At 70.4% G+C, this 11559-nt stretch carries 5 protein-coding genes and 1 pseudogene; 3 read left to right on the top strand and 3 right to left on the bottom strand.

Features of this window, described 5'->3' with window-relative positions; all coding sequences use genetic code 11:
• Positions 1 to 858 (bottom strand): annotated as a pseudogene (locus HR086_RS38830) (hypothetical protein); the annotation flags it as partial.
• A 279-nt stretch (positions 859 to 1137) separates the two neighbouring features.
• Between HR086_RS38830 and HR086_RS38825 the strand changes: the two are divergent.
• From HR086_RS38825 to HR086_RS38815, 3 genes are read left to right on the top strand one after another with little or no spacing between them, the layout of a single operon-like run.
• On the top strand, positions 1138 to 2166 hold the full coding sequence (locus HR086_RS38825; RefSeq protein WP_141641671.1) for a MoxR family ATPase: 1029 nt from the start codon (positions 1138 to 1140) through the stop codon (positions 2164 to 2166).
• A 6-nt stretch (positions 2167 to 2172) separates the two neighbouring features.
• Complete coding sequence (locus HR086_RS38820) at positions 2173 to 3051, top strand: DUF58 domain-containing protein (RefSeq protein ID WP_174468138.1); 879 nt, start codon at positions 2173 to 2175, stop codon at positions 3049 to 3051.
• Positions 3048 to 5150, top strand: coding sequence for a BatA domain-containing protein (locus HR086_RS38815; protein ID WP_141641669.1), 2103 nt, complete (start codon positions 3048 to 3050; stop codon positions 5148 to 5150). Before HR086_RS38820 ends, HR086_RS38815 begins: the two co-directional genes overlap by 4 nt.
• Before the next feature lie 250 nt (positions 5151 to 5400).
• Here HR086_RS38815 and HR086_RS38810 read toward each other — a convergent pair whose 3' ends face one another.
• Together HR086_RS38810 and HR086_RS38805 are read right to left on the bottom strand one after the other, a co-directional pair.
• On the bottom strand, positions 5401 to 9948 hold the full coding sequence (locus HR086_RS38810) for a non-ribosomal peptide synthetase (protein WP_174468137.1): 4548 nt from the start codon (positions 9946 to 9948) through the stop codon (positions 5401 to 5403).
• A partial coding sequence (locus HR086_RS38805; protein WP_174468136.1) for an SDR family NAD(P)-dependent oxidoreductase occupies positions 9945 to 11559 on the bottom strand: 1615 nt, incomplete at its 5' end. The genes HR086_RS38805 and HR086_RS38810, both read right to left, overlap by 4 nt.

Below are 11559 nucleotides of genomic sequence, written 5' to 3'. Positions count from 1 at the left end.
ACAGCCCTTGGCGCCGAACGACTCGCCATCCACCTCCAACGTGTCGGAGAGCTGCCCCGCGAGCACCGTCTGCCCCGACGGCGCCAGCGCCACCGCGTGCAGCGCCGTGCCCTCGCCCGTCCCGGTGAGCCGCCGCGTCCAGCGCACCGAGCCGTCCTCCGCGTAGTGCGTCAGCACCGGGTCCTGCACCTCGCCTTCCCACTCCTCGCCCGCCACCACCACGCCCCCGGCCGGGTCCGCCGCCACCGCCCGCGCCTTCTGCCCCACGCGCTGCTGCCACGTCGCGCGCCCCTCCGCGTTGAAGCGCACCACGAAGCCGTCCTGCGCCGCTCCCAGCCCGAAGTTCGCCGGATACAGGAACGCATTGCCGGTGAGGAACACCGCGCCGTCCGTGCCCGGCGAGGCCGCCACCCTCAGCTCCGAGAGCCGCTCCCGGGGAAAGTCCTGCACCCAGTGCGACGTCCCCTCCGGCGAATACCGCGCCAGCTCCACCGCCAGCAGCTCCCCCTCCACCGGCTCGCGGTCGGCGTCCTGCCGGGGTGTCTGCGACACCACCATCACCACGTCGCCGCCGCGTCCCACGGCGAGGCCGGACGGCGTGTCGTCCTGCGGCCCACCCACGCGGGTCTCCCAGAGGGTGCCCTCCGGCAGCGCGCCCGAGGGCGGCGAAGTGGACTCCGAGGGCGGCGTTTCCGGCCCGGACGGCGCCACCCCGTCGGCTCCGGGCGCGGCGGTCTCCCCGGGGGGCTCGGGAGCGTCCTGCTGGGAGCCACACGCCAGCCCGGCCCCCCAGAGGAGGGCCACGGGCCCCATCACCCGCCAGCCGTGGAACCAACGTCCCGCTCGCTCAAACCGCATGCGCGCACCCCGGAGACGGCCGCCGTCCGTCGGAGGCCGGTTCTCCGGAGACGGTAAGCAGCGTGTCCGCGAGGCGGCATTCCCCCTGCCCCTCGGGGGGCTGGCCCTGCTCGGGGGGCGTGCAGGCACGGAGGGGGCCCAGGCCCCTTCCGGGCCTGTTCCAGAGTGTATGGCAGCGGAATAGCCCCCCGCTCCAACGGTTGCCACCTCACGACTCGGCTGCTCGGAAGGAGGAAACCGTTGGTCCGGGCGCCGCCCGCGAATTAAGAGACTCCTTCCATGGAAAGCGCCGCCCCCGCCCCACGTCCCGTGCCCGACCCCTCGAGCGACGACCTCCGCGCAGTCGAGGAGCTCGCCGAGGCTCGAAACGCCATCGTCGGCCAGATTGAGAAGCGCGTCGTCGGCCAGCGGGAAGTCGTCGAGCACCTGCTCATCTCGCTCTTCAGCCGGGGCCACTGCCTCTTCGTCGGCGTGCCCGGCCTCGCCAAGACGCTGCTCATCTCCACCTTGGCGGACGTCCTCAACCTCTCCTTCAACCGCATCCAGTTCACGCCGGACCTGATGCCGTCGGACATCACCGGCACGGACATCCTGGAGGAGGACCGCACCACCGGCCGGCGCAACTTCCGCTTCGTGCAGGGGCCGCTGTTCGCCAACATCATCCTCGCGGATGAGGTGAACCGCACGCCGCCCAAGACGCAGGCCGCGCTGCTCCAGGCCATGCAGGAGTACCGCATCACCGCGGGCGGCCGGACGTATCCGTTGGATTTGCCCTTCCTCGTCTTCGCCACCCAGAACCCGATTGAGCAGGAAGGCACGTACCCGCTTCCGGAAGCGCAGTTGGACCGCTTCATGTTCCTCGTCGACGTGGGCTACCCCACGGCCGAGGAAGAGGTGCAGATCGTCAAGAGCACCACGGGCGGCGAGCAGCCGAAGCTGGAGAAGATTCTGTCGCCCGAGCGCATCCTCGCGCTGCAGGAGCTGGTGCGGCGCGTGCCGGTGCCGGACCACGTGGTGCGCTTCGCGGTGGAGCTGGTGCGCAACACCCGCCCCAAGGAGCCCGGCGTGCCGGACTTCGTGGCGAAGAACGTGTCCTGGGGCGCGGGCCCTCGCGCCAGCCAGTACCTGGTGCTCGCGGCGAAGGCGCGCGCGATTCTCCATGGCCGCTTCGTGGCCACGGTGGAGGACGTGCGGGCGCTGTCGCGGCCGGTGCTCCGTCACCGCGTGCTGCCCAACTTCACCGCGGAGAGCGAGGGCATCACCTCCGTGAAGCTCATCGACCAGCTCCTCACGGTGGTGAAGGGCTAGCGCCGCGTGCTGCTCGATGCCCAGACGCTGGCCCGCCTCAAGGGCGTGAAGCTGCGTGCCCGCGCGGTGATGGAGGGGGTGCTGTCCGGCCTCCACAAGAGTCCCCACCAGGGGCAGAGCGTGGAGTTCGCCGAGCACAAGGAATACGCCCCCGGCGACGAGCTGCGCCACCTGGACTGGAAGGCGTACGGCAAGTTCGACAAGTACTACGTCAAGCGCTTCGAGCATGAGACGAACCTGCGTTCGGTCATGGTGGTGGATGCGTCCGCCTCCATGGGCTACGGCAGCGGCGCGTTGAACAAGCTGGAGGTCGCCACCACGCTGGCGGGAGCGCTGTGCTACCTGCTGGTGCGTCAGCAGGACGCGGCGGGGCTGGCGCTGCTCACCGGCGGCAAGTGGAAGGACGTGCCGCCGCGCGCTTCGGCGGGCCACCTCAACGTGCTGCTGGAGACGCTGGACGCCACGACGCCGGGCGGAGGCACGGACCTGGGCAGCGCGGCGGACCACCTGGCGGAGGTGCTGCCCCGGCGCTCCACCGTCATCGTCCTGTCGGATTTGCTCGACGAGAAGCAGGACGCGCTCAAGCGGGTGCTCGCGCTGCGGCAGCGCAAGAACGACGTGTCGTTGTTCCATGTCGTGGACCCGGCGGAGCTGACGTTCCCCTTCGATGACCCCACGCTCTTCCTGGACATGGAGGGTGAGGGCCGCATCGAGGTGAATCCGCGCGAAATCAAGGAGAGCTACCTGGAGGAGTTCCACGCCTTCCTGGCCAGCGTGAAGGCCGCGTGCGCGGAGGCGGACGTGGACTACGAGCTGGTGCGCACCGACGAGAAGCTGGACGACGTGCTGCTGCGCTACCTGGGGCGACGCGGGAGGCGCGGGTGACGTTCGGCAATCCGTGGATGCTGCTGGGCGCGCTGGGCGCGCTCATCCCCCTGCTGGTGCACCTGTTCGACCGACGTCGGCCGAGGCCCCATCCGTTCGGTCCGCTGGCCTTCGTGCTGCGCAGCCAGAAGCGCACCGCCAGCCGACTCAAGCTCAAGCGCCTGCTGTTGTACGCGCTGCGCACGCTCATCCTGCTGGCGATTCCCATCGCGCTCGCCCGGCCGGAGCTGAGCCGTGACGCGCACGCCGCGCAGGTGGTGAAGGGCCCGGCCGCCACGGCCATCATCCTGGACGCGTCGCTCTCCATGCGTTGGACGGACGGCACGTCGCTCTTCGAGCGAGGACGGGACGAGGCGCGCGACGCGCTCAAGGACCTGCTGCCCGAGGAGCCCGCCACGGTGCTGGTGTGCACCAGCTCCCCCGCCGCGCCTCCGCCTCCGGGGTTCGACCGGGCGCGGCTGCGCGGACTCGTGGATGAAGCAAAGCCGACCTACGGGGCGGCGGACCTGTCGCGGTGCATGGAGATGGCGTCGCGCTCGTTGGAGGAGAACCCCATGGCCGCCAAGCGGCTGGTGGTGGTCTCCGACATGGCGGCCTCGGCGTTCCGGCTGGAGGCGCCGCCGCCCACGGTGAAGGGCCCCACGGGGGCGCCGGTGAAGCCCGAAGTCGTGCTGCGCGACGTGGCCGAGGGACGCGAGGCGCTCAACAACCACGCGATTGTGGACCTGAAGGTGGAGCCCGCGCTCCAGGCGGGGCCGCGCTCGTTCCAGTTCACCTTCACGGTGCGCAACTTCGGGACGGAGGCGGCCAAGGATTTGGAGGCCGCGGTGCGCACGGGCGAGACGACGCTGGCCAAGGGCTTCGTCGACGTGCCCGCGGGTGGCACCACGCAGAAGGCGCTGACGGTGCGCTTCCCACAGGGTGGCACGGTGGTGGGCCAGGTGACGCTGGCGTCGGACTCGCTGGCGGAGGATGACCGCCGAGCGTTCGTGTTGCCGGTGCCCAAGGCGCTCAAGGCGCTGGTGGTGAATGGGGCGCCCCATGCGACGCGCTACCGCGACGAGGCGTTCTTCGTGGACGCGGCGCTGACGGCGCCGGGCTCTCCGGTGGAAGTCGCGGTGCGTGACTCGGAGGTGGGGCTGCGCGAGGACTTCGCCGCGTACGACCTGGTGCTGCTGTTGAACGTGCCGGCGCCCAGCCCGGAGGAGGCGGCTCGGCTGGCGGCCTTCGTGGAGAACGGCGGCGGGCTGTTCCTGAGCATGGGCGACCGGGTGAACACGGAGGACTACAACCAGCGGTTGGGGGCGGTGTTGCCCAGGCCGCTGCGCGTGGTGCGCACCAGCGCGGAGCGCGAGACGGACCCGGAAGCGGAGACGAAGGCGGCGCGGCTGGCGCAGGTGAAGCAGGAGCACGTGCTCTTCTCGCCCTTCACGGGGCGGGCGGAGGAGGGGCTCATCGGCGCGCGCTTCTACCGGTACGTGTTGCTGGAGGCGGACAATCCGGCGTCGCCCGGCGCGAGCCAGGTGCTGGCCACGTACGAGGATGGGGCGCCCGCGGTGGCGGTGATGCGCAAGGGCAAGGGCCGCGTGGCCATGTTCACCAGCACGGTGGACCGTGACTGGAGTGACTTCGCCATCCGCACCAGCTTCCTGCCGCTGATGCAGCGCTTCGCGGCGTACCTCACCGGCTCCCTGGAGGAGCGCGAAGAGGTGCGCGTGCGCGTGGGTGAGCAGGTGACGCTGCGGCCGGAGGGCTCGCAGAAGGTGACGGCGGTGAAGGCGCCGGATGGGAGCGAGTTGCCGGTGAAGGAGCAGCCGGACGGCTCGGTCGTGGCGGGGCCGGTGCTGGAGCCGGGGGCGTACTCGGTGCTGGGCGCGGACGGGAAGATGCAGCCGGCGCTGTCCTTCGCGGCGATGCTCGACCCGGCGGAGAGCGACTTGACGCGCGTGCCACAGGACACCCTCACCGCGTACTTCGGTGAGGAGACGGTGAAGGCGTCCAGCGGTGACGAGGACCGGCCGACCGTGCCGCTGTGGACGTGGCTCATCCTGGCCGCGTGCGTCGCGTTCTTCTTCGAGGGGACGCTGCTGCGCAAGTAGCTCCCGACACGCGTGCCCACGCGGACTGTCGCGTGGGGTGCATGCCGCCGTGCTGAAAGCAGACGTGGTGTGACTGCGTGAATCCCTGGGCGCGACGTCGCGAGGCCCACGCGGAGCCGCCATCACGTCCTGTGTTGGCCTTGTGATTGGACGGTGTCACCGCCCTGCTCGGATGTCAGCTGGAGAAGACAGCCCCGGAGCCCAGGCGGTTCATCGCCCGGACTCCTGGCGCGCGTCACACAGGCGGGTGCTACCGCGTCCCGGGGGCAGCGAGGAAGCCGCGCTGCACCAGGGACGAGAGGTAGGTTGAAATCAGGGAGGCATCCACCGAGGGACAGGCGGTCCCCGTTCCTCCCAGGGCCTTCAACGTGTTCCCGCTGTCGCAGACCACCATCCGCGGCCCGCCCACGCTCCGGTCCTCCGGAGGCACCTGCTGGAGGAACATGAGCAGATCTCCCAGCTCGCTGTCGGACGGAGCCGCGACGCCCAGCTCGGCGAGCCATTCGTCATACGGGAGGACTCGCAGCCCGTACCCAAAGGAGCGCATGTGGCTCCACATCTCATCGGCGCGCACAAACCGCGGGTTGACCAGGTGATACGTCTGTCCGAATGACGCCGGGCGCAGGGACAAGTCCACGATGGCGCTGCTGACGTAGTCCACGGGCGTCACGTCGAGCAGGGCCTCGACACGAGGGGCGCTGCCCATCCGCACGCAGCCCTTGAGGGTCCTGCACACCAGGTCATCCGTGTTCCAGGCCCCCGTGCGGCTGTGCCCCGTCACCCGTCCCGGTCGATGGAGCGTCACGGGGAGCCCACGACGCGAAGCCTCCCTCACGAGCTTCTCGGCGACCCACTTGCTCTGGGCATACCCACCCACGAGGCTCTCGGCCCCCTCCAGGGGCTCGTCCTCCAGAATCGGTGTCTGGCGCCCCAGCGGCAACACGGAGACGGTGGAGACGTAGTGCAGGGGCTTGATGCGCGTGCGCATCGCCAGCCGGAGAATCTCCCGCGTGCCGAGCACATTGGCCGCGCGCATGGACTCGTAGGGGTAGAGGAAATTGACCAGCGCGCCGTTGTGGTAGACGGCGTCCACCTCCTCCGCGAGTCGCTGGAACTCCGCTTCGGACAGGCCCAGCAGGGGCAGGCCGATGTCCCCCTGGAGGGGAACGATGCGCGACGCCAGCGCCTCGCTCCACAGTGAGTAGCTCTCCAGATTCTTGCGAATCCGGTGCATGCCGTCCTGCGCTGACTTGGAGCGCACCAGGCAATAGATGCGCGCCTCCGTCTTGCGGCAGAGTTCCTCCAGCAGGAAGGCCCCGAGGAAGCCCGTGGCGCCGGTCAGCAGGAGGGTGCGCGCGGCGCCCGTCAGGGGCGGCAATGCGTCGCCTGGCTCCAGGGCCGCATCCAGCACGGCATCCGCTTCCATCTCCGCCACCACGTCGTGGGTCGGCAGCGAGCCCGTCTTCGCGGCCTCGATGGTCCGTGCCATCTCCTCCAGCGTCGGAGCCTGCAACAAGGCCCGCAGCGGGATGTCCGCTCCAGACTCCGCCCGCGCGAGCACGAGCACCCGGTAGAGCAAGAGCGAGTGCCCGCCCAGTTCGAAGAAGTGGTCATGGATACCCACCTGCTCCACCCCCAGGACCTGGCGCCAGATGGCCGCCAGCGACACCTCCCCGGGAGTCCTGGGCGCGACGTGCTCCTTGCCGGCCCCCGAGCGCGGACGCTCCGGCGCCGGAAGCGCGGCACGGTCCACCTTTCCGTTCGGCGTGAGCGGCAACGCCTCCAGGCTCACGAACAGGAAGGGCACCATGTACTCCGGCAACCGGGACTTCAGGTGGTCGCGCAGCTCCGCCGGCTCGGGAGCCTTCTGCTCGCGTCCGACGACGTAGGCGACGAGCTGCTTGTCCGCCCCCAGTCCATCACGCACGACGACCACGGCGTCACGGACGTTCGGGTGCTCCATCAGGGCCGCGCCAATCTCGCCCAGCTCGATGCGGAACCCCCGCAGCTTCACCTGGTGGTCCATCCGGCCCAGGTACTCGAGCTGTCCGTCCGGCAACCACCGCGCCAGGTCCCCCGTCCTGTACAGACGCTCGCTGGTGCCTCCGGCGAAGGGCGACGCGATGAACCGCTCCGCGGTCAGCTCCGGCCGGTCCAGATACCCTCGCGCCACACCGTGGCCGCCGATGAAGACCTCGCCCGGCACGCCCACGGGCATCGGCTCCCGGTGCGCATCCAGCACGTACACCTGGGTGTTTCCGACAGGGCGCCCGATGGTCGGCGTCTGTCCACGGCTCACGCGGGTGAACGTGGAGTAGGTCGTGGTCTCGCTCGGGCCATAGAGGTTGAACACGTCCCGCACATGGCCGAGCTGGTAGATGTGGTCGACCAGTGACCCCGCGAGGGCCTCACCCGCCAGGTTCACGATGACCACCGAGGACGGCACCGCGCCCGCTCGCAGCAGCGCGCCCATGGCCGAAGGCACGGTGTTGATGAGCGTCACCTCCCGCGCCGCGGGGAGCTCCGACACCTCCAGCGCGTTCTTCGCCACGATGACCTTCGCCCCCAGACACAGCGGCGCGAAAATCTCGAAGACCGACAGGTCGAAGCAGATGGACGTCGAGGCCAGCGTCCCCGCGAGCGCCTCCGGGGAGAAGACGCTCAGGGCCCAGGTCAGGAAGGCCACGGCGTTGCGGTGGTCAATCATCACGCCCTTGGGCTTGCCGGTGGAGCCCGAGGTGTAGATGAGATACGCGAGCGCGTCGGGTGACGTGACCTGCTCGGGGTTCGTGTCCGGCTCCGCGCCAATGGCCGGCGCGTCCGTATCCAGGCACACCACTCGCGCCTGGGTGGCGGGCAGCTCCGGGACGAGGCGCTGCTGCGTGAGCAGCACCGGCACCCGGGCGTCCTCGAGAATCAGCGCCAGCCTCTCTTTCGGATAGGCGGGGTCCAACGGGACGTAGGCGCCTCCGGACTTGAGGATGGCCAGCAGGCCGATGACGAGGTCCTCGGTGCGCTCGACACAGAGGCCCACGCGAGCCTCGGGCTGGACACCGAGCCGTCGCAGATGATGCGCGAGCTGGTTCGCCCGGCGATTGAGCTCGGCATAGGTGAGCCGCGTGTGCCCGCTCACCACGGCCACGGACTGGGGCGTCCGCTCCACCTGGGTCTGCACGAGCTGATGCATGCACAGCGCGGGGACGTCGAGCACCGGACCGTTCCAGTCGGTGAGGAGCCTTCCGCGCTCCGCCGGGGACAGCAGCGGCAGCTTCGACAGGGGTGCCTCCGGCCGGGCCACGATGGCCTCCAGCAGGACCTGGAGGTGCTCCACCATCCGCTCCGCCGTCGAGGCGTCGAAGACCTCGCGCGAGTACTCGAGCATGCCGCCCAGGCCGTTGTCGCCCGAGGCCAGGATGAGCGAGAGCTCGAACTTGGCGACGCCCTCCACGCTGCCGTCCGGCGCGCCGTTCAGGAACGACCAGCGCGTCCCCGGCAGCTCCAGCACGGGCGCGGGGATGTTCTCCAGCGTGAAGCAGGCGCGCACCAGCGGGTTGAGCCCGCCCTCTCGCGAGGCGCCCACTCCCTGCACCACCTCGCTGAACGGCAGCGACTGGTGGTCCAGCGCCTCCAGCACGACCTTGCGCGCGCGGGCCAGCCACTGCGCGAAGGTCGGCTCGCCCGAGAAATCACAGCGCAGCGCGAGGGTATTGGCGATGAAGCCGATGAGGTCCGCGGGCGTGTTCCCCCGGTTCGCGATCACCGTCCCCACACCGAAATCAACCTGTCCGGAGTAGCGGTGCAGGAGCGCCGAGAACGCGGCGAACAACACCATGAAGAGGCTGCAACCCTCCCGGTGGGCCAGCTCCCTCAAGGCCTCGCTGAGCGCGGGTGAGAAGGCAACGGGAATGGTGGCGCCACGATGGCTCGTGGACGTCGAGACCGCATGGTCCACGGGGAGCTGGAGCGGCGGCAGCCCCTGGAGCTTCCCCTTCCAGTACGCCCGCTCGCGGGCACCCGACTCCCCCGTCAGCCACGCACGCTCGCGCAGGGCCGACTCGGCGAACTGCATCGACACGGGCGGCAGCACGGGCGTCTGTCCCCGGACAAAGGACGCGTACAGCGCCGACAGCTCGCGCACGAAGACGCCGAGCGACCAGCCATCCGTGATGATGTGGTGCTTCGTCACGAAGAGGGCGTGGTCGTCGGGGCCCAGGGCCACCAGGGTGACCCGGAAGAGCGGTCCCGTCGCCAGGTCGAACGGCTGCCGGGCCACCGCATCCGAGCGCCGCTGGATTTCCTCTTCACGCCGCGCCTCGGTGAGCCCTGGCAGCTCCACCACGGTCAGCGCCACGCCCGCATCAGGTGACGCGATGACCTGCCGGGGACTGCCCTCCACCTCCGGGAAGCGCGTCCGGAGCACCTCGTGCCGCCGGACCAGCTCCTCCAGGCTCCGGCGCAGGGCCACGGTATCGAGCGCGCCTCGCGCCCGGAGACCGAGATGGACGTTGTACTGCGCCGTGCCGGGCGAGAGGCGGTCCAGGAACCAGAGCCGCTCCTGCCCGCTGGACAACGGGATGACCTCGGGCCTCGCGAGCGGCAGCGCCGGCGCGCTCGACGACACCTCGCGCGCGGAGTGCTTCCCCAGGAACGCCAGGATGTCACCCTTGTTCGCGGACAGCTCGGCGCGCAGCTCCGGAGTGAGGACGGCCTTGCCCGCCTCGACCACCAGCTTCTCTCCGTCGACACGCAGGCGCACACCCCTGGCGGCGAGGGTGCTCAACAACTCACGGACACTCATAGAACGAAGACCTCGTTGTCGTCAGCGGCGGCCGCATCCATCACCGGCCTGGTACCCTCGTCCGCACGCGCGAGCGTCTCGGCGAGGTTGCGATCCATGACTTCACTCTGGAGATGCGCGCAGAGCGCCTCCAGCGTCGGGTGCTTCCAAATCAACGAGGCGGGCAGTGACAGCGCCAGCCCCGCGGCCAGCCGGTTGCGCAGCTCCAACCCCATCAGGGAGTCCAGGCCGAAACCCTGGAGCGGCGCATCCGGAGCAATGCGCGCCGAGTCCAGTCGCAGGACACGGGCAAGCTGCTCGCGGACGAACTGCTCCAGGGCCGCCCGTGCCTCTTTCGGGGACGCGGTCTTCAGCGTCTCCAGCAGGGCCTCGTTCCCCGGCTCGCGGGCCTCCGCGCCCGAGCCAGCGGGGACCAGCTCCGACAGCCACGGGGACGAGCGCGCGCGCGGATAGAACTCCACCCACTTGCGCAGCTCCAGCGGCATGACCGCCATCTGCGTCACCTCACCATCCAGCAGCCGCCCCAGAATCGCGTTGCCTTCCGCGGGCGTCAGACTGTCCGAGCCTCGCTGCGCCAGCCGCTCGCCCCGGTTGGACTGCGCCGCGGCCAGACCGACCTCCGAGAAGGGCCCCCAGTTGATGCTCAGGCCCGGCAACCCCAGCGCTCGACGATGGTGGGCGAGCGCGTCGAGGAAGGCGTTGGCTGCCACGTAGTTGCCCTGCCCCGGTGCTCCGAACAGGGAGGCCGCCGACGAGTACAGCACGAAGAAGTCGAGCGGCGCCTCGCGCGTCAGGACATGCAGGTTCCAGCCTCCACGCACCTTGGGCGCCATGACGCGCTGGAACCGCTCCACCGTCTGCTGCGACAGCACACCATCGTCCAGCACCCCGGCCGCGTGGATGACACCTCGCAACGGGGCCTCATCCCGGACTGTCTCCGAGAGCACCCGGGCGAGCTGCGCGCGGTCGGACACGTCCGCCCGAGCCACTCGCACCCGCGCTCCGGCGGCCTCGAGCGCGGCCACGTCCTGCTGCTGCTCCGGTGTCAGGGCCGTGTCGCGGCCGATGAGCACGAGGTGACCGGCGCCCTGCTCCACCATCCACTTCGCCACCGCGAAGCCGAGCCCACCGAGCCCACCCGTGACGAGGTACGTCCCATCGGCGCGAAGCCGCTTCGCACCCACCGAGGGGACCACCACGCGCGCCTTCGGGTGATTCAAGGTGAAAGAGTTCACCCCGGAGGCGACGGAGGGAAGGCCTCTCACCTCGAACGCGTCCTTCACCTCCTGCCACAGACGAGCAAAGCGCTCGGGCCTGCGTCGGGCGAAGGCCGGCACGTCCACCTCGCACCAGGCGACGTTCGCATCACCCACGGGAGCCGGCACGGAGGACGCACGCAGGTCGAAGACGCGCGCGCCTTCACCCAGCACAGCGAGGCTCCGGTCGAGGCCGACAGCGCCCGGCGCGACCACGGCCAGCTCCACTCCGCTTCCTCCCGTCGCCGCCAGGAGCCGGGTGACGAAGGTCTCCTCGCCCGGGTCCACGACATGGTCGGCTCCGAGCTCCCGCAGCGAGGCTCGCTGCTCGGTCGTCGTCGCCACGGCGAAGACC

The sequence above is a fragment of the Myxococcus sp. CA039A genome (assembly GCF_013336645.1).
Lineage (GTDB): Bacteria > Myxococcota > Myxococcia > Myxococcales > Myxococcaceae > Myxococcus > Myxococcus llanfairpwllgwyngyllgogerychwyrndrobwllllantysiliogogogochensis.
The sequence above is the reverse complement of the archived record's forward strand: the minus strand, read 5'-3'. Positions and strand labels throughout refer to the sequence as shown.

Coding starts and splice junctions, on each gene's coding strand:
- HR086_RS38825 (WP_141641671.1), top strand. CDS start 1,138: ATGGAAAGCGCCGCCCCCGCCCCACGTCCCGTGCCCGACCCCTCGAGC.
- HR086_RS38810 (WP_174468137.1), bottom strand. CDS start 9,948: ATGAGTGTCCGTGAGTTGTTGAGCACCCTCGCCGCCAGGGGTGTGCGC.